The organism is Anaerolinea thermolimosa (genome assembly GCF_001050195.2).
GTDB classification, from domain to species: Bacteria; Chloroflexota; Anaerolineae; order Anaerolineales; family Anaerolineaceae; genus Anaerolinea; species Anaerolinea thermolimosa.
Genome location: NZ_DF967965.1, coordinates 2,728,341 through 2,754,352 on the forward strand (window position 1 = coordinate 2,728,341; position 26,012 = coordinate 2,754,352).

Sequence of the window (26,012 nt, forward strand, 5' to 3'; positions counted from 1 at the left end):
AGAGACCAGCCTGGCCGAAAATTTAAGAAATTATATCATTAAGGTATCAGCGCCCGGCCTCCGAAGGCTTTCCTTTTACCAGGGCTTCGGGTAGACTCATCGTATGCGCTGGATGACTATTCCTGCCACTCAGCCACCTCCAGCCCTCATCGAAGCCCTCGATGGGCAGGCCCTCCTTGCCAATTTGCTTGTCCGGCGGGGCCTCCATGACCCATTTACCGCCCTGGCATTTCTTGACCCACGGCATTATACCCCCGCTCCGCCCGATGCCTTACCCATGATGGATACAGCCTGCCAGCGCATCGAATCCGCCCTGGCCCGTGGTGAACGCATCTGGGTGTGGGGCGACTTTGATGTGGACGGTCAGACGGCCACAACCATCCTGGTTTCAGCGCTGCAACGGCTGGGGGGTGAAGTAAAATATCACATTCCGGTGCGCGCCACCGAGTCACACGGGGTCAACCTCCCTCACCTGCAGGCTATTCTCGCAGAAGGCGCCGATTTACTCATCACCTGCGATACCGGCATTACTGCCCACCAGGCTCTGGAGTTCGCCCATCAGCAAGGGCTGGAGGTGATCATCACCGATCATCACCTCCCCACCGAGACCCTCCCTCCGGCTCTGGCCCATCTCACACCCCGGCTTCTCCCGCCCGGCCACCCCCTGGAACATCTTCCCGGCGTGGGTGTGGCGTATAAACTCGCCGAGGCCCTCTTCCAGCGAATGGGCCGCCCAGAGTTTGCCAGAGATTACCTCGATCTGGTCGCTCTGGGGATCGTGGCCGATGTTGCTCAACAGAAGGGCGACACCCGTTACCTGCTTCAGTCCGGCCTTGAAAACCTCCGCCAGGCTCAGCGCCCCGGCCTTCGGGCCATCATGCGGCTAGCGGAGTTGCATCCATCTCGGCTCAACGAAGAACACATTGGTTTTGCCATCGCCCCGCGCCTCAACGCCCTGGGCCGGTTAGGCGACGCGAACCCCGCTGTCGAATTGCTTACCACCACCGATGAACAACGCGCCCTTCAGCTGGCTGAGAAGCTAGAGTTGCTCAACACAGAAAGGCAGCTCCTTACCAGGCAGGTCATCCAGGCAGCCATAAAACAGATCGAGCACGATCCAGCCCTCCTTTCAAATCCCGCGCTCGTGCTTGCCAACCCGGAGTGGCCAGCCGGAATTCTGGGAATTGCCGCCAGTGCCCTGGTCGAACGTTACCATCGTCCCGTCATCCTCCTCACCAATCCTCCGAGACAACTGGCGCGCGGTTCAGCGCGTTCTGTGGAGGGAATCGATATTACCGCCTGCATCGCCAGTCAGGCATCCATGTTACACACATTCGGTGGGCATCCCATGGCTGCCGGTCTTTCCCTGCCATCCGAATCTCTCCCTGCCTTTCGGCGCGGCTTCTTCCGCGCAGTGGAACAGGTTATCCAGCAAATGGGCGGAATTCCCGAACCCACCCTCACACTGGAGGGCGATCTGCGCCTGGATGAACTTTCGCTGGAACTTGTGGAACAAATAGAGCGCCTGGCACCTTTCGGGCCGGGCAACCCGCCCCCCATTTTTGCTATCCGCAATCTTTCAATTGTAGAAACCCGCTCAATTGGCCGTGATCATGAACACCTGCGGCTGGTGGTTCAAGACCGCTCTGGCCACCAGCAAGCCGTCCTCTGGTGGAACGGAGCCAATCTGCCCCAGCCTGAAGACCGCTTCGATCTCGCCTGCCTGGTTCGCGCCAGCAACTACCGGGGTGAACCCGAAATCCAGCTGGAGTGGGTGGATTTCGCGCCGGTCACCGGGGAGAGCCTTGCGCTCACCGGTGCCCCGCTCAGACTCATTGACCTGCGCACCGAACCCCATCCCCGTGCGCATGTAGAATTGCTCCGTGCCCGCGAAAAGGCGATCATCTGGGCCGAAGGCGAGGGACGTGACCGCCTGGGAGGGCTTGCGCGATACGACCTTTCTTCGGCAGAGACCCTGATCATCTGGACCGCCCCCCCTGGATACCCCGAGTTAATAAAAGCCATCCGGCAGGTACAACCCCGGCAGGTGGTGCTTATCGGCCTGCCGCCCGAAACCGATGAGGTTGAGACTTTTCTAAACCGCCTGGCCGGGTTGGTTAAATTTTTACTGAACCAGGGCAATGGCCGTGCGCCTGCCAGCCTGGAGCGCCTGGCGGGTGCAGCTGCCCAGCGCGAGCCGGCAGTACGCCTGGGGCTTGCATGGATGGCAGCCCGGGGCGATATTATCCTCCAGGAAAATGACAAAGGCCAGCTTTTCATCCTGCGCGGGCCCGGCACCCCTCAGAGCGACTTTGCCCCAATTCTTCGACAAATCAAAGCCCTTCTGGATGAAACCGCAGCCTACCGTCAGTTCTTCCGCACAGCACCCATTGAAGCTCTGGGGATTGAATAGAGAGTAACCCACCTCGCAGTCTTATTCCAACCGCTCCAGGTAATAGACCCCCTTCTCACCTTCCATAACCCACCCACTGACACTTCCATTCGAGGTCTGCATACGCCACCAAACGCCTCCATCTTTACACTGCGGCCCTTCAAGGATGAAAACCTCTGTGCCTTCTGGAATGGTCTTGAGCACCCGGCTGCTCTTCCCTGGCGCTTCACGCACTCGTAAGGGTGTTCCGTCTGTGAAGGTAACCCGTGCCCGCAAGGCTACTGCCAGACGGGTGGCCAGCGCACCCGGGCAATTGAATTCAGGAACTGGAGGGGCCTTTAACGTAATAGATGGGGTGACCATCAGGCTCATGATCAATGTATCAAGCTGTTTGAGATCAGGCGAGAACGCTTTTCCCCCGGCAGACTCAAGCGTCTGCTTGACCTTCTCCAGATACTGCTGATACTGAGACATATCATAACTCTGGGATAATGCCTGCCATTGAGAGGTTATCTCAGCAGAGTGCAAATCGGGCATAGCTACCGGTAGAATTGCCGCAATGTAATATAACCCATCCTGTGTCAGTCCCTGGAAAGTATAAAAAAGGCATTCTTCATCGACAGGCACCATGGCCTGGGCATAGCACGTCAGATAGCGCAGCCCTTTTCCGTTCTGAAAAAAGAGAACATTCGTTTGCGCATGGAATACCTCCCCGGCATTCCACATGGGGAGGAAAGGGAGAGAGTCCCCCGCGCTTCTCGCCTCACGCAACGAAGCATTCAACTTTGCCGCAATTTCACCGACCGGCGGGTTGACAGCCGCATACTCCCGGACAGGATATACCAGAATTTTCGGCTGAATCCAGGGTGAAGCCAGAGCATATCCATTCAATTCAAACTGGTAATATTCAGGAGACGATCCCATCCACCCCGTCTCCCCTGCCTCACCCGTTTGAAGAGAAACGATGGTGGCATTCACATCTCCAAAAACTTCCGCAATCCGATCAAAGCTTACCCCAAAATATTCCACCCGGCCCGGAACAGCCCCGGAAGTCGGCGTAAGGGTAGCTTGAGGTAGAGTTGCTATGGTCGTCTGCGTTGGGGTTTCGGCAGGCACCTCCAGAGCAGTCATGGAGGGTAAAATGCGCGGTTCGTTTTTTACCGGGCTATTACACGCCAGAATTGCTGTCACCATCACTATTACCACCGCCCCCACACCGTATGAAATTCTTTTCTTACCCATGTTCTGATCCTTTGCCTTCCCCTCTCGAGGAGCCCACCATCCTGCCTTCAGGCAATACCCATGTTGAACGACGGTATCCCCCGGGTTTCGACACCCTGTAGATTTTTCATTATAGACCGGATTCTCCATCCTCGCTGCAATTCAGATCACTGAGAGTCAAATGAGTATGAAAAAGGGCTGGTCGGTTCCCGGCCAGCCCCGCTCACGGAGGAGATGGTTTCAATCTGAAGGCGTGACCTGCACTGGCACCAGCGCCGGTTCCTGCGCCTCATCGCTCCCCTGAACCGTCGGGAGGTCATCCAACGTCCGCACTGCCGGAATAAGAAATCCCGCCACTCCCATCAGGAGGGATACCCCCCCTGCAATATAGAACCAGAACCGAATACCCAGCAGATCGGCTACCGGGGCGGCCAGGGCCAAACCTACGGGGCTGGCCGCTGCTGCAAGGCTGCTCACCAGAGTAAAGACCCGCCCCTGCATCTCAGGGCGAATACGCGTCTGCAAGAGGGCAAAGAGCGGGCCGTTAGTAATGGGGTTCATGAACCCAGAAAGGGCCATTCCTGCCATAGCCATGAAGAACATACTGGCCGGTGCACTGGCCAGCAGCATCGTTCCCAGGCTCATCCCGATGATACCGGTCATGGAAGTGTAAATTTTCCGCCGGAATCCACCCCACGCACCCAGCACCAGCCCGCCCAGGATCACCCCGGCCCCCCAGGCTGAGTTAATCACCCCCAGTTGCATTGCCCCGCCTTTGAAGATGCGGGTGATCATCAATGGCAACAGGCTGAAGGCGGGGTTGAAGAGCATATTGATCATCGTGGCCATTCCCAGCAAAATAATCATCCCGGGCCACGAAGCCAGGTATCGAAGCCCCTCACGCACATCGCGGAAGAGCTGACGGGGGCTAACGACCCCTTCCAGCTTTTTCGAAGGTTGAGGAATATGCACCAGAGAAAGTGGCAGGATCGCCATCATCGCAGTGACAATGTCAATCGCCAATACCGAATAAATGGGGAGCAAACCCATCAAAAAAGCACCCAGGGGCGGGGCAATAATCCCCAGCACTCCCTGCATGGCCTGGTTAACCCCGGCAATGCGTGAAAGATGTTTTTCGGGCACCATTAACGACGTTGAGGCAGACATCGCCGGCCAGTGAAAGGTGCCGCCCAGAGCACGTACAAATTCTGCCACGTAGAGGTGCCACACCTGAATTTTCCCGCTCCAGAAGAGGAACACCAGCACCAGGGTCGCCAGAGCCGTCACCCCATCGGCCACGATCATCACCCGTTTTCGGTTCCAGCGGTCTACCAGCGCACCTGCAAAAGGCCCTAGGAGGATCTGCGGGAGAATGGAAATCACCGTTGCAGTAGCCAGAACCGCCGCAGAGCCAGTCTTTTCGGTCATCCACCACACCAGGGCAAACTGCACCAGCATACTGCCGATCAGTGAAAAGGATTGCCCCGTCCAGATTAAAAAGAAAGGCTTCTTCCAGTTGTTAGAAATTGCGATCTCTTGCGTCATTACCCCTCCGGCAAAGCCAGGCAAAGATCAGGCAGGCCAACGCCTGCCTGGAATATCGATGCAGGTAGCATTAATCCGTTGTGGCTATTCCAGGAAGACCTCGACGTGCTCGCCGTCTTTCTCGTCGAATACATCCACAATCTGACCGATCTCTCCCGATTCGATCAATTGCATCAATTCGTTCGTATCCAATCCCTCAATCTCAGGAGCAAAGCGCGTCCCCATCTTTAACCCGATAGAAACCATGCTGAGCGGCAGGCGCACATTTACTCGCGGACGCCCCGAGTCGGAATCGGTCACCCGCACCCGGAACCACCGCGGCTTACGCCCCGTCACCGTGGATTCCATGGAAGGTGGGGGTGGAGGCGCTGTAACACGATCAACCCGCGCGCTTTCTTCGAGGGCTTCCAGCAATTGTGCCGCCTCTTCAGCCGAGATCTTTCCTTCCTGCACCATTTCTAAAATTTTGATCCGTTCCTCAGTGGTTGCCATGCTTTCCTCCTGATTCAACCTTCCTCTCCACTACCATCTGTTCTAACTTCTTCCCGAATACCCTTCAAACGGCGCCGGGCTTCCTGCAGGGTAATAAGCCCTTTATCCAGATCATCCAGAATTCGCTTGCGTTCTGCCGGGCTGGGCAGGGTAACCGCTGGCTGAGCTTCTTCACGCGCCGGTTCATAACCCATGGCGCGCAAAATTTCATTCATCCGGTTGCGGAGGGTGGGATAGGAAAGGGAAAGTTCCTCTTCCATGCGGTTAAACCGACCCTCACAGCGGATAAATGTAAGGATGAACTGAAGCTGGTCGTTATTAAGCCGCGAAAAGGGCAACAACCATTTCAACTGCTCTGGAGTAAAAGCTCCCTGCAGGCTCCCTCCAACCGGTTGAAAACTTCCCTCGATGGTCGTTTCACAGGTCGGACAGGACAGGCGCGTGACCACCAGGTCGCCGCCACACACCGGACATTTGGTCAGCATCGGATTCATCGTGGCTCCCTTTCAGGCTTTCCTGCCAAAAAATCAAATGACTTCACATGATCACCCGGATAACCCTTTCAGACTTCTCGTGTTCGATTTGCGAAGAAAGACTGTTTTTTCTTTACTTATTTTACTCCAGGCTTGATATTTGTCAATATATTATTTTGAAAAATTCAAGTATCGCTTAATTATTTTGAATACACCGCGATTAAATTAAAAAAAGGCAGGCGGTCAGAACGCCTGCCTTCTCTAAAAGAGCACGTTTAGCCCCATTCAGAATAGAGCAGCCACTTCCCTTTACGGTCGTCCACATCCCCGGGGGCGCGATCGTAATACAGTTCAAAAATTCGCCCACCCTGAACACGCACCCGAAAATGAAATCTTCCTACCCCCCACGAACCACGCATCTGTGCCCTGGAGGCATGTTCAGGGCGCATATTTTGCGTCATCCGCCCGCGACGGCGAAAATCCTGCCACGCTTCCAGAAGCTCAACCACCCGAAATTCCTCCCCCCGCCAGCGAAAACCATCCGGGCAGGGAGGCGACTTTTCGAGCAGGGGCGGATGATCAAACAGTGGCTCCAGGGGTTCATCGTAAAAAGCAACAGGTTGGTACGCCATGTCTTCTCCCTTGCTCTCATGATCCCGATGACCGATTCCCCTGGTTTACCCCCACAGAGTCGGTTGCACTGCCGGTCGGTGCCCATCCAGTAAGATAAACGGTGCGGCCCGTGTCGTGACGACACCCAAAGCCCACAGATCTTCCAGCGAGCGCAGACGTGTCTGCCGCCGCGCCTTCAGGATGGCCTGCGCCCCTCGTGGTCCAATCCCGGGAATGCGCAACAACTCCTGGCGCCCGGCCCGGTTAACTTCGATGGGCGCCTCGGCCAGGTTTTGCTTAGCCCACGAAAGCTTGGGGTCTACATCCAGGGGCAATTGCCCTCCTTCTTGAAAAGGCAGTTCTTCAAGCTCAAAACCATAATCGCGCAGCAGAAAAGACGCCTGATACAAACGATGTTCACGCCATGGGTTGCACGGAGGTAACCCCTCAAAAGGTGTTCCGGGTGTGGGCGAAAATCCCGAGAAATAACCGCGTGCCAGACGCACCGTTTTGTTGAGATATGAAACCGTCGCCAGCAATTCCAGGTCGCTTTCTCCGACCGCGCCCACTACAAACTGGGTGGTGCTCGAAGGCCAGCGTCCCTGCCAGCCCTGCACTGGAGGAAGCTTCCGGCGGATTTCCTCTACCCACCGTAAAGGCTGAAGCAGTTCTTCCATGAAAACCTTCTGCGGTGCCAGCGCTTCTAACCGGCGTGGGTTGGCTCCCTCTAAATTCACCGATACCCGATCGGCAAGCTGCATGGCACGCAACACCTGGTCATACTCAGCGCCGGGCATTAACTTCAGGTGCAGATAACCCCGGTAATGGAACTTGTGGCGAAGAATCTCTGCCGTGGCAATCAGGCGATCCTGCGTACGGATGCCGCCTCCGGCAATGCCGGAGCTGAGAAACGCCCCTCGAATTACCCCCCTCTCGGTCAGACGGACAATGGCACCTGCCAGCTCATCCGGTTGAAAGGTCACCCGGCGCAGGTCGCGCCCGGAACGGAAGGGACAATAATAACAGTTACGTTCACAGGCCGAGGTAAGAAGCGTTTTCAAAATGGGCATTCGCTGGCCGTTGGGCAGAGCCGCCATGGTAATGGGTAACCCTTCCGCCGGGTCTTCGCAGGGTGCAGGCGCTCCTCTCCCTGCTGAAGGCACCATGCGCACATCTTCAGCCACTTCTGTCTGCACATCCTGCCGAATGCTGGCCAGCCTTTCGATCACATCCATGTTTTCATTATAGAACAACCGTTCTTTCCGTGCAAGAGCCTCTTTTCCCCGTTTTTCTGAGAATCTCACTCTACGCTATAATCATCCTATGCCCACTCTTTTTGAAACCATCCAAAAACCCACTTTGCTCCTCAACGAGCAAACCGCCCGGGCGAACATCGCCCGCATGGCTGCCCGCGCACGCGAAAAAGGCGTGGCTTTCCGCCCCCACTTTAAAACCCATCAATCTGCCGAAATCGGTGAGTGGTTCCGCGCTGAAGGCGTGACCGCCATCACCGTTTCCTCGCTAGACATGGCCGAGTATTTCGCTGCCCATGGATGGACGGACATTACCCTGGCGTTTCCGGTAAACCTGCGCCAGGCCGCCGCAATGAACTCCCTTGCCGGACGCATTCAGCTCGGTTTGCTGGTCGAGTCCGTCGAAGCCATCGAAACCCTGAGCCGGGTGTTGACCAACCCCGTGCAACTGTGGATCAAAGTGGACAGCGGCGCCCGGCGGACGGGGATTTCCTGGAAAGATACATCTCTGGCCGGTCAGATAATTTCGCATACCCTGAAGTACCCGATATTTCATGTGCAGGGGCTTCTCACCCATGCAGGGCATACCTACACAGCCACCTCACCTTCGCAGGTGGTCGCCCGTTTTTACGAAAGCACGGCCAGGCTGGATTCTCTCCGCCGCTCCCTGGAATCGGAGTTTACCCTGCCCCTGCGTGTTTCTGTCGGAGATACCCCCGGCTGTTCCCTGGCAACGACCTTTTCACCGGCGGATGAAATCAGGCCGGGGAACTTTGTCTTCTACGACGCTGAACAATACCTGATGAACATCTGCTCCTGGGAGAATATCGCAGTTGCCCTGGCCTGCCCGGTGGTTGCGTTACATCCTTCCCGCCAGGAAGCGGTGATTTACGGCGGTGCCATCCACCTCTCGAGGGATTTTTACGAACAGGATAGTCAGCGCATTTTTGGGCTGGTCAGTCTGCCGCTTGAGCCCGGGCCGGGAACGAAACCCGGCTGGAGCGCCCCCCTGCCCGGAGCACGGGTTGACCGCCTTTCTCAGGAACATGGTGTGGTGGTTCTACCACAGACGGCCTTCGAGCGGCTTCACCTCGGTGATCTTCTGTGCATTCTACCTGCACACTCCTGCCTCACGGCCCAGTGCATGGGCGGCTATCTCACCCTTGAGGGTCATACTATTGGAATGATGGGGTGATCAGTCAGGTTATCCTCTGGTGGGTGGTTACGGGCATCCTCGGCTGGCTGGCATGGCCGGTGGGGTTCTGGCTTTTTCAGCGCCTGCCTGGCCGGGGTTACGCCTTCAACCGCATCCTGGGCCTTTTTGTGTCCAGTTATCTCTTCTGGGCAGGGGGTTCACTCCACGTTATACAGAATGACGCGGGTGGCATTCTTCTGGCACTCCTCGTCCTTGCCGGGGTTTCAGCCTGGCTGGTCTTTCGGCCTGGCGGTTATGGCAGAGAGATGAGTTCCTGGATTCACCAGCATCCGCGTCTGATCTTGACCAGTGAACTGCTCTTCGCCTGTTGCTTCATCGGATGGAGCATCCTCCGCGCCTTTGCCGTCGGAAAAATCATGCCGGTAGGCGGTGAAAAATTTATGGAAATCGCCTTCCTCAACGGCATCCTCAACAGTCAGGCATTTCCACCCCTTGATCCCTGGCTCTCAGGCTACGCCATTTCCTATTATTATTTCGGTTATATCATGATGGCCCTGCTCACCCGGCTGACAGGCGCCCTCCCCGCCGTAGCATTTGATCTCTACGATGCCCTGCTCTTCGCCCTGGGCGCCTGCGGAGCCTTTGGCTTGGTTTATGAGCTGGTGAGCAGCAGCGACCGCCATGAGAAAGGTGCTCTTCCGGCCGCACTGACCGGGGCAATCTTCACGGTTTTGCTGGGTAACTGGCAGGGTTTCCTTGAGATCCTCTACACCAGGGGCTGGCTGCCATTTTCTTTGGCAGCCTGGACGGGGGTTCCCAATTTTCCGGGTGCCGCCCAGGTGACGGGCACCTTCAACCCCGGCTCCTTCTGGGGGTGGGGCTGGAGGGCTTCGCGGGTGCTCAGCGATAGCACCCTGAGCGGTCAATCTATCGACCTGAATCCCATTACTGAGTTCCCGGCTTTCAGTTTTCTCCTTGGAGATAACCACCCGCATGTCCTGGCACTGCCATATATCCTGCTGGGTGCGGCAATCGCTTTTCAGGTTCTCTGGATGGCTCTCCTCCGCGAAGAGCCTCATCTCTGGCGGAGCATGGCCTTTGGATGGATCGCCGGAGGGCTCCTTTTCCTCAACACCTGGGACTACCCCATCACCATCGCCCTGATCCTTGGAGCCTGGCTGGCGGGGAGCACCCTCTCCACAGGCCTGCTTTCCAATCCGACTCTCCGCTCCACCCTGCGCCTCGGACTGACCTGCCTGGCCTCAGGTATTCTCTTCTACCTGCCTTTCTTCAGCGGGTTTTCCTCTCAGGCAGGTGGAATATTGCCCCATCTCCTACCCCCCACCCGGCTCATCCAATATCTGATCATGTTTGGGCCTTTCATCCTGGTGCTGTCTGGCTTCCTGCCAACGTCATGGGCACAGGAGTGCTTTCGTTCAGGCCGCAGGGTGGCCCTTCGGCGCTGGCTACGCTGGTGGAGTCGGCTTGTCATCGCCCTTCTTTTCCTTTTCCTTGTCCTGCTGGCGCTCGCCGCTCTAATCCTCTGGCTGGATGCCGTCCGTGGCGGGAACCTTACCGCCACCCTCCTGCCCATCCTGGAGGGACGTACCCCTGGTGAGGCTGCCTTCCTTGCCTTTGCGTATCGTCTCCGCCGCCCGGGGGTTTTTCTCCTGCTCACCGGCCTGCTTTCGCTGGCAGGGGTAAGCCTCTGGGAAGCCCTCGAACATGGGAAAGAAGGGGCAACCGATGATATCTCTCGCACTTACGCACAGGCTCCTGATCCGGGGTTAATCTTTAGCCGCCTGCTGGCCATAGGGGGACTGGTGCTCACGCTGGTGGTCGAATTTTTTTACCTGCGCGATGGCTTTGGCGTCCGCATGAACACCGTCTTTAAATTTTATTTTCAGGCCTGGCTGTTGATGGCCGCCGCCTCAGCGTATGGGGTCTGGTGGTTCTTCCGTTATGGCCAGCAGGTGTGGGGGGGCTTCCCTGCTCTGATTTTGAAAGCGGGTATGCTCACCGGGATCCTGGCCGGAATGGCTTTCCCCGTGGCGGGCATCATCAGCCGCACCGAGGGTTTTAGCGCCATCCCCAGCCTGGATGCCGCCAGCGAATTGCACCGCGATCACCCTGAAGATTGGGCCGCCATCGACTGGCTGCTCACCCGGCGGGCAGAGGGAGCCACACCGCCCGTTCTTCTGGAAGCCCCCGGCAAATCGTATACCTACGCAGGGCGCATAAGCGCCTTCACCGGGTTTCCTGCCGTGCTTGGTTGGTCCCTTCACGAGATGCAGTGGCGCGGCACATATACCGAACAATCGCGCCGTGAAGCGGGTATTGCACAGGTATTCAGCGCTCCTTCCAGCCCTGCCGCCCGGGAATGGCTGAAAACCTGGCAGGTGGAGTACATTATTCTGGGAGAAGCCGAGCACACCTATATCCACGAACTCTGCTCGCGTGTGGAGCAACCCTGTAACCCGGTTCAGGTGGAAGAAGAACTGGCCCATCTGTACCAGCCGGTTTTCCATCAGGGTCAGACCACCATTCTTCGCCTTCCCTCATCCCTCCCCTGAACCTCAAAATTCCGGTAAGATTATCCCTGTTTACCGGCCCCTGCTGGTGCCTGTGAACCCTGTACTGGATATCCCTTCATGGAGGCAGGATGAACCACCTTGTCATCGATACGGACCCCGGCGTTGACGACGCCCACGCTATTCTGATGGCGCTTGCCAGCCCCGAAGCTGAAGTGGTTGCCCTGACTACAGTCGCCGGGAATGTAAACCTCGACCTTGCCACCCGAAATGCTCACATCATTGTCGGCGTGGCTCAAAAAGAAGTCCCCATCTACCGTGGCTGTGAAGATGCACTGGTGGTACCCACCGCGCGCCGGGCCATTTCTCATGGCACCGATGGCCTTGGGGAAATTGACTTTGCTGGTTCAATCCCGGCAGCTTCCACTGAACATGCCGCCCTGGCGCTCATCCGGCTGGCCAGCGAAGCCCCCGGAGAGCTTACCCTGGTTGCCCTCGGGCCGCTGACCAACGTTGCCCTGGCCACCAGGCTTGATCCCCAGCTTCCGCAAAAATACAGGCGTCTGATTATTATGGGAGGGGCCGTCTATGCTCAGGGAAACTCCTGGGAACGCACCTCAGAATTTAATTTTTACTGCGACCCCGAGGCAGCCGCCATTGTGTTCTCACGATGGCCTCAACTGACCCTTATCCCCTGGGAAACAGCCCTCCGCCATGCGTTAACCGCCGATCAGGTGGAGGCACTCCTCCAGATTCCCTCCCCCCGCGCAGAATTCTTCCGCCAGACGATTCGCAATCGCATGGCCAGGAACCCTTCTGGTCAAAAGACCCTCACCGAACCCGACCCGCTGGCCATGGCTGTAGCGCTCGATCCTCAGATAGTCACCCGGGCTGAACATCTCCATGTTGAAATCGAACTGGCGGGGAACTTTACCCGGGGGCAATGTGTCGTCGACTGGTCAGGGCTCATGCAACGCCCAGCCAATACCCAGATCATTCTTGAAGTCGATCAAAAGCGCTTCTTTAACCTCATGCAGCAGGCGCTGAGATAGTTAACCGGGGAGTGCGGTATAAGGAAGGCCTTCCCCCTATGCTATAATCTTTCAAGAGAGGATGAATTATTATGAGTAAAATTTGCGTCATTGGGACAGGTTATGTCGGACTGGTGACAGGAGCCTGCTTTGCTGACCTGGGTAATTCGGTAACCTGCCTGGATGTTGATGAGAACCGTATTAATAAACTTAAAGCTGGCATTATGCCCATTTACGAACCCGGGTTAGAGCAGCTGGTTGAACAAAACGTTCATGCCGGGCGACTCACCTTTACCACCAGTTACTCAGAAGCTCTCAAAGATGCCGAATTTGCCTTCATTGCCGTGGGCACACCCTCCGGAGTCGATGGCGAGGCTGATCTGCAATATGTGCGCCAGGCCGCCGAATCGATTGCCGACCTGGTAGAATGGCCGATTATCGTGGTTAATAAATCCACAGTGCCTGTTGGCACCGGTGACTGGGTAGCCGATGTCATCACCCGCCGGCGCAACGGGCGCCCCCTGGAATTCAGTGTGGTCTCCAACCCCGAATTCCTGCGCGAAGGCTCAGCCATTAACGATTTTATGTATCCAGACCGGGTAGTGCTGGGTTCAATGCACGCTGAAGCCGCCGAAAAGGTTGCCCGCCTCTATCTCAGCCTGCGTTGCCCCATTATGATCACCGATTTGCGCACTGCTGAGATGATCAAATACGCTTCCAATGCCTTTCTGGCCACCCGTATTTCGTTTATCAATGAAATTGCCACGATCTGCGAAGAATTGGGTGCCGATGTCCGTGAGGTTGCCCGCGGCATGGGACTGGACAAACGCATTGGCCCCTCTTTTCTGGATGCAGGCCTCGGCTGGGGGGGAAGTTGTTTTCCGAAAGACGTAAAGGCCCTGGCCCACATGGCCGTGTTACATGGCTCACATCCTCAGCTCCTGCAGGCCGTGATGGATATCAACCGCAATCAACGGCGGCGAGTGGTGGTAAAACTGCGCCGCGCTCTGGGCACCCTCGATCAGAAAGTGATCGGGGTGCTGGGACTTTCCTTTAAACCTAACACGGACGATATCCGTGAAGCCCCCGCCCTTGAAGTGATCCATCTTCTTGAAAACGAAGGCGCTACCGTCAGGGCGTATGACCCGCAGGCCATGCCGAACGCCGCGGCCGTCCTCCCCCGCCTGCAACTGTGCCAGACGCCCTACGAAGTGGCCGAAGGCGCCGATGCCCTGGTGCTGGCGACCGAATGGAATGAGTTTAAACAACTGGATTTTGAGCGTATTTACCGGGTCATGCGCACCCCCGTGATTATGGATGCGCGCAACCTGTGGGAACCCGACCAGATGCGCCGCATTGGCTTCACCTATTTCGCCATCGGAAGAGGCAACCAGACCGGCGGTCGTTAAACCGGTCTATATCAGGCAGGGGGAAGAAGTGCTTCCCTGAAAGATGGTGTGCCATGTCTGAGAGAGGAGAAAACCTCTATCCATCGGCCAGCGAAGACTTTGAACGGCGAGCCGCTCGGCTTTCGCTGCTCATCCACGTTGGCGAAGTCATCAATTCGGCTCTGGAACTGGATCGAATCCTTGAAAAGGTCGTCCACTGGCTGCAAAAAAGCTTCGGGTATTACTATGTGGGCCTCTTCCTGCCCGATGAGACGCATGGCACGCTGCGCTTGACTGCACGCGCCGGGGCTTTCGCTTCTCTCTTCCCCCCTGATCATTGCCTTAAAATAAATCAGGGACTCGTGGGCTGGGCCAGCCAGCATCAGACCACCGTTTTAGCCAACGATGTTCAGGCCGACCCACGGTACGTCAATTTTTATCCCGATCGCATCCTCACCCGCTCTGAGCTGGCTGTTCCCATCGTTGCTGACGATCATCTTTACGGCGTCATTGATGTACAAAGCCCGGTACAAGATGCATTTGTGCCAGAAGATATCCGGGTGATCGAAACCGTAGCCCATCAGCTGGCCATGGCCATGATTAATGCCAGCCTTTACGCCGAAGTGCGCAATCGGCTGGCTGAACAGGAGCGGGCCGAAGCGATGATGCGGATTCAGCGCGACCTGCTCGCAGAGCTCACCCTGGTCCACGATTACCAGGCGATGATCGAGGCCATTGTCCGCTCTCTGGAGAAAGTTTCAGCCCTTGATTGCGGTAGTATTTTTCTTGTGGACAACGAGGGCGGCCTGGATTTAATCGCCCATTGTGGGATTTCTGCCGCGTTTGCCGGGGTGGTATCTTACCATCCTCCCGAAGCGCCAAAATCACGCTTCGTCCAAAAAGGCAAACCGCTTTACCTGCCTTATGCCAGGCTCGAGCTCGACCCGCGCATCCCGTCAGAAATTCGAAATCAAGAAAACATCCTTTTCCTCGTCGAGGTGCCCATTGCTCATCAATCCAGGGTGATTGCTAACCTTACGTTAGGGTCGCACACCCGCACCGACCTGCCCCCTAACATCCGTGAGTTGATCGAATCGATCGCCGCTCACCTCGGAGCCATCATTGCACGGGTTCAGGCTGAGCATGCCCTCGCCGAGAGCCAAGCCCATCTTTCAGCTCTACTTGAAGCCCTCCCCGACCTGTATTTTGTGGTTGATGGGCGCGGGCGATTTCTGGGTTGCAAAAAATCTACAGAGACCGGCTTTTTCGTCCCTCCCGAACAGTTTTTAGGCAAGACAGTAGACGAGGTGCTCCCTCCAGAAGTGGCTGGCCCTGCCCTGGAGAATTTACGCCTCTCTCTGGGGAGTCATAGCCTTCGCGAAATGAATTACCAGCTTTATTCACCCGCCCACCAGCGCGAGGAATATTTTGAGGCGCGTATTTCTCCAGTCAACGATGACACCGCCATTATCCTGGTGCGCAACATCACCGCACATGTCTTAGCCGAGCAGGAACGAGAAAACCGTGAGCGCGTGTATCGAGCCCTTTTTGAACAGAACAAAGATGCTGTTTTGCTCATGGATATGCAGGGACGATATATCGATGCCAACCGTGTGGCCACCGAACTAACCGGCTACACCCGTGAAGAACTGCTGCAAATGACCTTTCATCAACTCGTCCATCCCACTGAAATGTCTCTGGCGATCAGCCGTTTTGAAGCTCTGCTGGCCGGTGAACAGCTTCCTGTTTATGAACGCCTCTTCGTTCATAAAAATGGCGAGCCCATTCTCTGTGAAGTCAACACAGCCAGGGTCGATGATGCCTCGGGGAAGCCCCTTCACATCCAGAGCATCCTGCGCGACATTCGCCACCGAAAATCCCCCCCCTCGTCCCCGCCCGCTTTCCCCAACCAACAGCAGGAAGAAACTGATTTATAATTCGATTATTCTGTATCCTTCCGCGGAGGCTCACTCATGGAGATTACCCACACTCAGTACAAGCACTGCGATCTGGTGAAGGTGAAGGGCAGGGTCGACAGCTACACCGCCCCTCAACTTTCTGAAACTTTCAATAAAATCACTGAAGAGGGGCGTTTTAAAATAGCCCTGGATATGAGTGAACTGGACTTTATGTCCAGCGCCGGATTGCGCGCCCTCATCAACACCCAAAAAGTTTGCAAACGATACAATCGTGGTGAGCTTGTGCTGGTGGCCGTGCCCGAAAACATCCGCGCCGCCCTCGACCTGGCCGGCTTTATCCCCCTGTTCAAAATTTACGATGACGTACTCACCGCCATTGGAAATTTTTGACCGCCCCACCACGCCGTTGATTATCACGCGCTCTTTTCCTGGCCGTTACGATAGTCTGGCCTCCATCGGTGATTTTGTCCGCGGAATGTCTGAAAAGGCCGGGCTGGACACTTTTGCCGTGTATACCGTGGAAATGGCGGTGGATGAAGCCTGCTCCAATATCATCGAACATGCCTACCAGGGTGAGGATATTGGCCCCATCGCGTGTACCTGCAAAATCAGCAACGACGGACTGACGATCATCCTCGAAGATGAAGGGCGACCTTTCGACCCGAACGCCGTGGCCCCACCCGACCTCACCAGCAACCTGGAAGATCGCCCCACACACGGGCTCGGGCTGCACTTCATCCGTCAATGGATGGACGAAGTACACTACGAATTTCAGCCCGGGCGCGGAAACCGCCTGACCCTCTATAAAAAACGACCACCCGCTCTTAAGAAGAACAATACCCGAAAGCGATGATCCCCCTGAATCCATCCAGGCCCTCCAGGGAACCCGAATGGAAGCAATTCCTGCGCCTGGGTGAGCAATTAATCCGCCAGAGCCTCACCTCGGCGCAATGTCAGCTGGTTGAAGAGACCGTGTCTCAGATGCTCGGCGGAAGTGCCCACCTCTGGCTCGCACGCCCCTTCTACCCTCTCCCGGGAGAAACCGACGGGCTGGATTTACTTCCTTCTTCTCCAGCGCCGGATATGGTGTATCGCGCTCAGCTCGAACGGGAGATCTTCCTTTCAGATGGCGAGCAGATCGTCCCTCTCTCACAGGCCAGCGCCCTTTCCGGATGGATGGTGGCCATTCCTCTCCTGGCCAATGAAAACCTGCTGGGGGTTTTACTTCACCAGCGTTCAGAAAAGCAGCCCTTCCACGCCGTGGATCTGGAGTTTCTGGAGGGGCTGGCATCGCACGCCGCCACTGCCCTGGAAATCTCCCGCCAGCAGAAGCTCAACCGCTGGCGTTTAGAACAGCTTAGCCTGGTACGAAAAGTCAGCGCGCAGATCGCCGACGTACTCGATCTGGATGAACTTTGTAACCGCGTCACCGAGCTTATTGCCAGAACCTTTCATTATTACTACGTGGCCATTTTCACCGCCACCGGTGACCCTCCGGTACTGGAATTTCGCGCCGCCGCCTCACAGACTGAAAACCGCCTTTCTCTGGCCGGGATGCGCATCCAACCCGGGGAGGGGCTGATCGGCACAGCCTTTTCTACCGGCAAGCAAGTGGTCGTCCCCGATGTGCTCATCGACCCCCGCTTTCGCTTTCTGGATGCCCTCCCCGAAACCCTCTCTGAAGCCGCCTTTCCCCTGAAAATCGAGAAGCGTGTCCTGGGCGTGCTCGATGTTCAGAGCGACACCCTGGACGACTTTCACGAGATCGACATTCTGGTATTAAGTGCCCTGGCCGATAACGTCGCTCTGGCCGTTCAGGCCGCATGGCTTTATACCGATCTCGAAAGGCGCGCCAGCCAGCTTTCTACGGTTGCAGAGATAAGCCAGGTGCTGGGGTCGATCCTGGAACTTGATCAGCTCCTCACCGAGGTGGTACATCTCATTCAACGCCGCTTCGGGTATTCACACGTCTCCATTTTCTCTGTCCACGAAGGCCGTCGCCTGATCTTCTTCCAGGCGGGCAGCGGCGAACGCAGCGCCGCCATGTACGAAACCGAACTCGCCTACTCTCTGGATGCACCGACTGGCATCATCCCCTGGGTGGCCCGGAATGGCCGATCCATGCTGGTGAACGATGTACTCAATGAGCCCCTCTACCAGCCTTCTCCATTGCCCCCCGAAAACACCCGCGCCGAACTGGCCGTCCCCATTCTTTATGGTCAGCAGGTGCTCGGCGTGCTCGACATTCAGAGTGAACAACCCGGGGCATTTACCGATGCCGATCGAACCCTCTTTGAGACGCTGGCCTCTACCATTGGCATCTCGTATCGCAACGCCACGCTTTATCGCTCCGAACGCTGGCGCCGCCAGGTGGCTGAAAGCTTCCGCGATGTAGCCAATCAAATGACCAGCGGGGTCGATTTACCCACGCTTTTGAATACCATCCTCGAACGGTTGGAAAACAACCTTCCATGCGAAGCCTCGGCCATCTGGTTATTGGATGAGCATGACAACGGAGAAGCCCCTCATCAACACATGCGCCTTGCTGCGGCTCGCGGGGTTGATTCTCAGCAACTTAACCGGGTGCTGAATGAAAAGCCAGAGACTGCCGCATTTCTGAATCGCGTCCTCCAGCTGGGTCAGCCTTACATCCGCACCACCGAAGACCCCCCCGACCCTCTTGGCAGTGCCCTGGGTTTCGAAAGCCATTACTCATCCCTGACGGTACCGATGGTTTCCGATAACCGCGTGGTGGGATTACTTTCGCTTGCTCACCACACCTTTGGACGTTACGGAAGCGAAGCCTCGAGCATGACCGCGACATTTGCCAGTTACGCCGGGGTAGCCATACAAAATATCCGCCTTTACAACGAAGCGCAAGACCAGGCCTGGGTGGCCACCATGCTGGTTCAGGTGGCTGAAGCCAGCCAGAGTGTGCTGACCGTTGACGATCTGCTGGCTACCATGTTACGTCTTACCCGGTTGCTCGTAGGGGTGCGAAAGTGTGCATTTCTGCTTAAAGTCGAAAATCGCCCTTACTTTGAACTCAAGTCCTGGTATGGGTTCGAACCTGGCATTAACAGTTCTCCGTTCTACCCGGCCACTTTACCGGCGCTGGCAAGGCTCTCAGAAAACCGTTCCATGCTGACCCTCTTCGATCCGGCGGTTGAACTGGCTCTCCCCGAGTTCTGCCTCAACGGAGGCGCCAGCCTTTATATCATGCTGCCCCTTCTCCTGCGCGGTGATCTGACCGGCGCGTTTCTTGTGGCCATCGAAAACGAGCCTTCTTCTGCCCACCAGGAACCCCATCTTGAACCCAAAGCCCATGCCATTTTACAGGGAATTGCTCATCAAACCTCGATCACCGTAGAGAATCTACGTTTGCTCGAAGCCCGCCAGGAAGAAGCATATGTGACCGCGGCCCTGCTTCAGGTGGCTCAGGCGGTTGTATCAACCCGTGAACTATCCGAGGTTCTTGAGAACATCGTCCATCTGCTCCCCATCCTGGTGGGGATCGATGTGTGCCTGATTTACCGCTGGGATGAAGACCTGCAAATCTTCCGCCCCACCAATGTCCATGGAGAAAACCGCCGCCAGGAATACTTCCTGCTCGATAACATTTACCTGCCCGGGGAGCACCGCCTCCTGGATGCCGTTTTTAAACGGGGGCAGGCACACATCTGCCCGATGTCAGAGGTTGGCCTGCCCGCCGAAGACTGGCCGATGCTTCCCTGTATGCCACTCGAAGAATACCTGCAAAGTGCCCATCAGGCCGAAGGAGATTGGCTCCTCGGCTTTCCGCTCATCGCTCAGGAGCAAATTCTGGGGGTTCTGATAGTCCGTGAGCGCAATCAATCCACCGCCTTCCGCGAACGCAGGCTCGAAATTCTCAATGGTATCGCCCAGCAGACCAGCCTGGCCATTCAGAACGATCTTTACCGGCGTGAACTGCTCCAGAATGAACGCGTCGAGCAAGAAATTCAACTCGCCCGGCAGATTCAGGAAACCTTCCTCCCCGATCATATTCCGTCCATACCCGGCTGGGAAATCAGCATCCGCTGGCAAACCGCCCGCCAGGTAGGTGGAGATTTTTACGATGTCTTCGAACTCAAGGATGGACGGGTAGGATTGGTGGTAGCCGATGTCTCTGATAAAGGCCTGGCGGCGGCATTGTATATGACCGTCGCCCGCACCCTGATTCGCGCCAGCGTGCGCGATCATGCCGATCCAACCGAAGTGCTGGACGAAGTGAACACCCTGCTTTTTACCGAATCGCCTGAGTCGATGTTCATCACCGCCATCTACGCAGTACTCAATCCGCAAACCGGTGAACTGGTTTACGCCAACGCCGGGCATAACCTCCCCTTCCTTTACCGCGCCTCCACAGGAGAAGTGGAGCAATTATCAAAAGGCGGCATGGCTATGGGCGTGTTACCGGATTTACCCATTGAAAACCACCGCTTATTCATGCAAGCGGGGGACTGTCTATTGCTGTACACCGACGGCGCCTGTGACACGCTCTCTCCTGCCGGCGAAGATTTCGGTGAAGCTCGCCTGCGCGAAGTGGTGCACGCCACAGGAGGAAAACCCGCTGACGAATTACTCTCAGAGATCGACCGCGCCATCTCGGCTTTTCGGCAGAACACCCCCCTGAGCGATGACATTACCCTGGTAGCGGTACGGCGTACCCCCTGAAGATTCAAAAAGAGCTGGCTCAATATCGTTGGCCAGCCCTCCTGCCTCGATACTCTGCCTGGTTCTACGGCTCAAAAAACAGTGCCCACCAGACCTGCCAGTTTTGTACCGGCGCCGGTGCCGCCGGGGTGCTGACGGGAGTTGGGGTTGGGTTGCCAGCCGGAGTCAGCGGCACTACCAGTTTTTCACCCTCGCGGATCATGTGAGCATTTCGCGCAAAATCCTCGGCGGCCAGATCAGACTGAGCATAAGCCATCTGAGTTACCAGCGCCTGGTAGGTGGAAGTCAGCTGTATCACCTCAGTTTTCAGGCGATCCCGTTCGGTACTCAGGCGGTAGTACTCTCCAAGGCGTGCGTTGATATTCATCATCACCAGCGCCAGAATCACCACCGCCACCAGTACAAGCACCTGCCGAACCATCTTCTCTGGCTCGGCGAGCTTTACTCTGGGCAATCGCGCCAGGAGGGCCTTCAGAGCAGGGAACTGGATGGCCGGTAATTCAAGGATTCTGCGCTTCCGTCGCGGCATAACTTCATCTTACCCTGAGTAAGAAATTCGGGCAAGCCCCTAAAAAGAAAAAACCCCATGAACCATGGGGAGTGTGCCGAAGGAGGGATTTGAACCCTCATGAGAGTGCTCTCACTACGCCCTGAACGTAGCGCGTCTGCCAGTTCCGCCACTTCGGCTGGGAGTGTTTGTATTTTATCCCAATCCCCAAATTTGTCAAGTTCCATCATTTGATATCCAGTGAGGCTTGCTCAAAGGATGGCCAGGCTACCCTTTTCCCTGCCCCTCTCCGGTACAGAGAGGGGCAGGTTGTTTTTAACCTGTGGAGCAGGTCACTTTGAGAGAACTGTATCAGAAAATGGTTGCGAGATTCGTGCCAGCCCGCTATTTTTGAGGCTTTGGGGCATAGAATCGCACCGCCCAGACCCCCGAGCCGGGCTGTTGTTTTCCCGCCAGGTCTGAATACAATTCCGAATCCACTGTCTCATAATAGGGGGAATAGGTGGGAACAAATTCTACCCAGGTTTGCCCGGGTTTCAGGGCAAAGGGATTCCCCTGCGCATCTACAAACCGAATCGGACGAAGCCGGCCGGTAGTTTTCTCATATCCCTCGTTGCGCGTCGTCCAGAACGCCTCATACATTTTTCCATCCCGGAAGATAAGCGCCTTTTGAGGGTTCTGATACATCAAATCCATGTCGATCAGCGTTTCTGCCCGGGCTGTGTGTTTCACAAACAGAACCACCACATTCTCAAACGTCAGAGGAACACCGTTGAGGCGATCGGTCATTAATTGAAAAGTCTTCCCGTCCGCTTCATCCTGGTAGCGGTGATACGCCCCACTGCTGGCATCGAAGCGCCAGAAAATCTGGTTCAGGTAATTGTACGCCAGCCAGAGAGCGCGTCCGTCCTGTCCTCCCATCGGCGGTTGTGGGTCAAACCGGTAGGCGTTCAAGTTGGCTTTTCCGCTCAATGCGGGCTGGTTTTTCTCGGCAATCTTCTGCAGGTCGGTTACCTTAACCATCGCCGAATTAATATCCGAAGCATCAGAGCCGAAAACATTGGTGTACTCGCTCAGATTGGCCGCCACACCCGACCACGCCGAAGCCATAACCAGAAACCCGCCATAATGCTTGCGGATCGGTTCATACGTGAGCCGCCCTGAACGCACCGGCCCAACCGTGTAATCTACCGTCACACCGGCATTCTGTGCGCTTCCGGCGGCATCCTTTTCGGAAGGGAAATCTCCATAGAAAAGTGCCAGAAAACGCGTCATCCCTTCACCAATATACACCTCAAAAACAAACGGGCTGTATGAAAGCCCCGCCTGGGGCCGCGCCGTCACCGGAAAGTTGGTGATCGAAACCAGTGCCGGTGGAAGGTTCAGATTCTCTGGTTCTTTTACCGGCAGGCCGGTCAGCGGGTTCACACCCGCAGGGAAGTTATCGGGCCCGTAGGCCGCCCCTTCTTCGACGCTCCGGGTTGCCGTAGGCGTCGGCGTAATCTGCCCTGTCGCCCCGGCCACTGGCATGGAAATTGCAGGGAAAAAAGAAAACCATAAAACAAGCAGGCTTATCCAACGCATTTTAAAATGCATCCTTTCATCTCCTGATCCTGATGTCAGCCTTTATCGGCAGGTGAGGTAACTAAAAGAATCGTCGTTTTATAAACGGATAGGTTACTGTAATTCTTTCCATAACCCTGACATGCTATAATTTTCTTTAAGACAAGACCTTTCGGAAAGCCACCCCCATGAATGCCACCTTCCAGCAGCTTCTTAATCTACTCGTTGCCCCACCGGGAAATTTGATCTACCATCTGGTTCTGGCTTTTTCTATTTTTGCCAGCCTTCAGGTGGCCCTGATCGCACGGCGCAGCCAGGAGAATGGCGGTATGAGTGGACGCGCTCTCCTGGGATTAAACCTCCTTCTCATCGCACAGTTAGTCCTCTTCTTCTCCAGCGGCCTGGCCTGGCAGGGTGCGATCAACCCTCATTATTTTTTACCGGTGTTCGACCGCGCCATGATTCTCTTCAGCCTCCTCTGGCTGACCTGGCTCTGGTGCTTTCCTCAACCCTACCGCCCCGCCGATATTTTCCTTGGCCTGCTCAACCTGGGAATCATTTTTCTTTTCCTGTTCACCTACTCTCAGTGGCTTCTGGAAGATAGTAGCCTGCCGTTCAATGCTTCCTGGCAGGATTGGACCTGGGCACTGAGCAGCCTGACCATCGTGCTGATAGCAATCGCCTGGTTGCTCTTCCATCGCCCAGGGAACTGGGGCATTGGCCTGGGAATGTTCGCACTCATCGGGGCCGGAATTCTCGGGCACCTGTTCCTCCCTCCCACTGGCAACGATTTCTCCGGTTACCTCCGGCTGGCCCAGCTGGCAGCCTTCCCTCTGCTCCCCGGCGTTCTTCTCCACCCGCCACGCGAGCACCCCTCCTCCACCGACCAGGAAACATCTCCATCTGCCGCTCGATCTGTCCGTCCCGCCGACTTGCAAACCATTCACGCCTGGTTGAACATCAGCCTTCAGAATGACCCGGAACATCTCCCCCCGGCGGTGGCTCGGGCCGTGGCACATACGCTGAACGCCGATCTGTGCCTGGTGGTGAAATCACCCGCCACCGAGTCGGAACCCATCCACATCCTCGGCGGATATGACGTCTTACGTGAGGAAGATCTACCACCCGCTCTGCTCGATTCTGCTCAGGCTCCGGCGCTCACCAATGCGCTGATCAAAGGCAAGGCCCTGCGAGTCAACGCCCCTGAGGTTCAACCCACGGACCTCACCGGTTTGAGCATCGCCCTTGGCCTGACCGAAGTGGGCAATTTGCTTCTCATCCCCCTGCTCCATAACGCCGCTCCCTGGGGGGGGTTGCTCCTCCTCACCCCCTACTCCCAGCGCGTCTGGGATGTGGAAGACTCGAACCACCTGGCTTCTGAAACCGAAAATATCGTGGCATTGCTCAACCGCGCACCTCAGCCACCTGCTCCTGCCGGAGAATTCGCCGAGCTGCGGGCCAGCCTGGTGGAATTGGGCGCCGAGTTAGATCAATTGCGCCTCGAAAAACAGGAACTCACCGTGGCGCTGGAAAAAGCCCGCAGTCAATCCGGCTCGTCAGGAGAAGAGGTAGAAAACCTGCTCGCCCTTCAGCGAGACTCTCAGGAGTTGATTCAGAAGCTCCAGGAAGAAAATGAACAGCTCCGTAACCGGCTGGCCGCCCTCGAAGCGCTTTCGACCCCGGGCGGTCAGGTCGAAGGGAAGGTAGAAGAATCCGCCATTCCCAACCAGCAGCTCGAAAACGAACTGCGCGCCACCCTCGAAGAAGTCGCCCGGTTGCAAAATTTGCTTGCCGCTTCCAATATCCGCGTCCTCGAGCTGGAGAGGAAGCTCTCTCACAATCCGGTGATTACTACCGAAGATCAGGAGATCATTGCTTCCATCGTTCAGGAGCTCCGCCAACCCATGGCTTCGGTCATGGGATACACCGATCTTTTGCTGGCCGAAACTGTGGGCATCCTTGGCACACTGCAGCGGAAGTTCCTGGAACGGGTGCGGTCAGCCACCGAACGTCTGCGGGTTTTGCTGGATGATCTGATTCAAATCACTTCATTCGGGGGCGGTTCCCTGGAGCTCATCCATCAGCCGGTTGACCTGGCCGTGGTCATTGATGCTGCCATTACCGATATCAGCGCCCGTCTGCGGGAAAAGAACATCAACCTGAGCATTGAACTCCCCGATGAGCTTCCATTGCTTTACGCCGACCGTGAGGGCATCCAGCAGATCATCGGACAGCTCCTGCAAAATGCCAGCCTGGCCACCCCACCGGAAGGCTCCATCACCCTGCGGGCCGGTATCCAGAAGGAAGAGCCTGGCGAGTACCTGATCCTTCAGGTGACCGATGAAGGCGGAGGAATTGCGCCTGAAGATCTCGGCAGAGTCTTCGACCGCCGTTACCGTGCTGACCACGTGCTTATTCAGGGGCTTGGAGATACCGGGGTTGGTCTTTCGATAGCCCGCACCCTGGTGGAAGCGCACGGAGGACGCATCTGGGTAGAGAGTGATGCGACGAAAACCAGCACCTTCAGCGTACTCCTTCCCCTGCGTTCTGCCACAGAGATGGAGCCAGGAAGGGAATGAACTTCCTTAAGCAACTTGCCACCGGAATGATCACAGCGCTGGCCTCAGGCCTGCTGGTGGTAGGGGCGCTTTCTTTAGCCTCTGCTGAGGGCTTGCTTTTGGCCACGCCCACCGCACTGCCCACCCCCACGGCGGGCCTGCCTGTGCCCGGGGTAAATACCCCCACACCCCTGCCTACCCCCACGCCCATTCCTCCCACAAGTTGCCCTCCACCCCAGGGGTGGGTGGCCTATGTCATTCAGAATGGAGACACTCTGCAAACCCTGGCCGGAGCCCACCAACTGGCCCAGGAAGACCTTGCCCGGGCCAACTGCCTGATCAGTCAAACCCTTCTCCCCGGCAGCATCCTCTATTTGCCTCCTCTTCCAACCCCCACGGTTACCCTCACCAGCCCGGCCTTGCAGGAACCCCAGGCCACCTCAACCCAGGCTCTTCCCACCGCACGCAGTTGCACCCGGCCCGCCGGTTGGACAACCTATATCGTCCGCCCCGGGGATAACCTCTTTCGCATCAGCCTGGCCTTCTATACCACCGTTGCAGAACTTCAGGCTGTAAACTGTCTGGCCAGTCCCAACCAGATCCAGGCCGGTATGGTGTTGTTCGTTCCCAACGTCGCCACGCGCACCCCCGTTCCACCCACCGAAACTCTCCATT

At 56.6% G+C, this 26,012-nt stretch carries 19 protein-coding genes and 1 tRNA gene; 11 read left to right on the plus strand and 9 right to left on the minus strand.

The features are described from left to right. Positions 1-103 precede the first annotated feature (103 nt). Positions 104-2,413, plus strand: coding sequence for a single-stranded-DNA-specific exonuclease RecJ (recJ, locus tag ATHL_RS12395; RefSeq protein ID WP_062194220.1), 2,310 nt, complete (start codon positions 104-106; stop codon positions 2,411-2,413). Between the two features lie 21 nt (positions 2,414-2,434). Here recJ and ATHL_RS12400 read toward each other — a convergent pair whose 3' ends face one another. From ATHL_RS12400 to ATHL_RS12425, 6 genes are all read right to left on the minus strand, one after another. Beyond that, on the minus strand, positions 2,435-3,634 hold the full coding sequence (locus tag ATHL_RS12400) for an SH3 domain-containing protein (RefSeq protein ID WP_062194222.1): 1,200 nt from the start codon (positions 3,632-3,634) through the stop codon (positions 2,435-2,437). A gap of 219 nt (positions 3,635-3,853) precedes the next feature. Beyond that, entirely contained in the window at positions 3,854-5,158 is a 1,305-nt protein-coding gene (locus tag ATHL_RS12405) for an MFS transporter (protein ID WP_062194225.1), read from the minus strand. An 84-nt stretch (positions 5,159-5,242) separates the two neighbouring features. After that, entirely contained in the window at positions 5,243-5,650 is a 408-nt protein-coding gene (locus ATHL_RS12410; protein WP_062194227.1) for an SHOCT-like domain-containing protein, read from the minus strand. A 14-nt stretch (positions 5,651-5,664) separates the two neighbouring features. Then, entirely contained in the window at positions 5,665-6,144 is a 480-nt protein-coding gene (locus ATHL_RS12415; RefSeq protein WP_062194230.1) for a DUF2089 domain-containing protein, read from the minus strand. 254 nt (positions 6,145-6,398) lie between these two features. Continuing rightward, complete coding sequence (locus ATHL_RS12420; RefSeq protein WP_062194232.1) at positions 6,399-6,755, minus strand: DUF6504 family protein; 357 nt, start codon at positions 6,753-6,755, stop codon at positions 6,399-6,401. A gap of 45 nt (positions 6,756-6,800) precedes the next feature. Continuing rightward, positions 6,801-7,970, minus strand: a complete 1,170-nt coding sequence (locus ATHL_RS12425; RefSeq protein ID WP_162787700.1) for a radical SAM protein — start codon at positions 7,968-7,970, stop codon at positions 6,801-6,803. Positions 7,971-8,058: 88 nt separating this feature from the next. On the opposite strand from ATHL_RS12425, the gene ATHL_RS12430 reads away from it, so the two are divergent. From ATHL_RS12430 to ATHL_RS12465, 8 genes are all read left to right on the plus strand, one after another. Continuing rightward, positions 8,059-9,183 carry an alanine racemase gene (locus tag ATHL_RS12430; protein ID WP_062194236.1) on the plus strand — a complete coding sequence of 375 codons (1,125 nt, stop codon included), beginning with the start codon at positions 8,059-8,061 and terminating at the stop codon, positions 9,181-9,183. Continuing rightward, positions 9,180-11,717: a DUF2298 domain-containing protein gene (locus ATHL_RS12435; RefSeq protein WP_062194247.1), complete on the plus strand. Its 2,538-nt coding sequence runs from the start codon at positions 9,180-9,182 to the stop codon at positions 11,715-11,717. Before ATHL_RS12430 ends, ATHL_RS12435 begins: the two co-directional genes overlap by 4 nt. Positions 11,718-11,806: 89 nt before the next feature. Further along, positions 11,807-12,727: a nucleoside hydrolase gene (locus ATHL_RS12440; protein ID WP_062194249.1), complete on the plus strand. Its 921-nt coding sequence runs from the start codon at positions 11,807-11,809 to the stop codon at positions 12,725-12,727. A 71-nt stretch (positions 12,728-12,798) separates the two neighbouring features. Further along, the gene (locus ATHL_RS12445) at positions 12,799-14,115 is read left to right on the plus strand and encodes a UDP-glucose dehydrogenase family protein (RefSeq protein WP_062194252.1); all 1,317 of its coding nucleotides are present in this window, start codon (positions 12,799-12,801) and stop codon (positions 14,113-14,115) included. A gap of 53 nt (positions 14,116-14,168) precedes the next feature. Next, positions 14,169-16,031 (plus strand): PAS domain S-box protein, encoded by a 1,863-nt coding sequence (locus ATHL_RS12450; RefSeq protein ID WP_062194254.1) that lies wholly within the window; start codon positions 14,169-14,171, stop codon positions 16,029-16,031. 36 nt (positions 16,032-16,067) lie between these two features. After that, complete coding sequence (locus tag ATHL_RS12455) at positions 16,068-16,403, plus strand: STAS domain-containing protein (RefSeq protein WP_062194257.1); 336 nt, start codon at positions 16,068-16,070, stop codon at positions 16,401-16,403. Beyond that, a complete protein-coding gene (locus ATHL_RS12460) occupies positions 16,372-16,866 on the plus strand; it encodes an ATP-binding protein (RefSeq protein WP_084001417.1) in 495 nt (164 codons plus the stop codon). Before ATHL_RS12455 ends, ATHL_RS12460 begins: the two co-directional genes overlap by 32 nt. Further along, a complete protein-coding gene (locus ATHL_RS12465) occupies positions 16,863-20,708 on the plus strand; it encodes a GAF domain-containing protein (protein WP_062194263.1) in 3,846 nt (1,281 codons plus the stop codon). Before ATHL_RS12460 ends, ATHL_RS12465 begins: the two co-directional genes overlap by 4 nt. A 64-nt stretch (positions 20,709-20,772) precedes the next feature. Here ATHL_RS12465 and ATHL_RS12470 read toward each other — a convergent pair whose 3' ends face one another. From ATHL_RS12470 to ATHL_RS12480, 3 genes are all read right to left on the minus strand, one after another. Continuing rightward, a complete protein-coding gene (locus ATHL_RS12470; RefSeq protein ID WP_062194267.1) occupies positions 20,773-21,237 on the minus strand; it encodes a hypothetical protein in 465 nt (154 codons plus the stop codon). 74 nt (positions 21,238-21,311) lie between these two features. Then, positions 21,312-21,395 (minus strand) — tRNA-Leu (locus tag ATHL_RS12475). A 205-nt stretch (positions 21,396-21,600) separates the two neighbouring features. Beyond that, the gene (locus tag ATHL_RS12480) at positions 21,601-22,812 is read right to left on the minus strand and encodes a DUF3048 domain-containing protein (protein ID WP_062194269.1); all 1,212 of its coding nucleotides are present in this window, start codon (positions 22,810-22,812) and stop codon (positions 21,601-21,603) included. Between the two features lie 155 nt (positions 22,813-22,967). On the opposite strand from ATHL_RS12480, the gene ATHL_RS12485 reads away from it, so the two are divergent. Both ATHL_RS12485 and ATHL_RS12490 read left to right on the plus strand, forming a co-directional pair. Then, the gene (locus tag ATHL_RS12485) at positions 22,968-25,358 is read left to right on the plus strand and encodes a sensor histidine kinase (RefSeq protein WP_062194272.1); all 2,391 of its coding nucleotides are present in this window, start codon (positions 22,968-22,970) and stop codon (positions 25,356-25,358) included. Next, the coding region (locus ATHL_RS12490) for a LysM peptidoglycan-binding domain-containing protein (protein WP_114679499.1) at positions 25,355-26,012 on the plus strand (658 nt) is incomplete at its 3' end. The genes ATHL_RS12485 and ATHL_RS12490, both read left to right, overlap by 4 nt.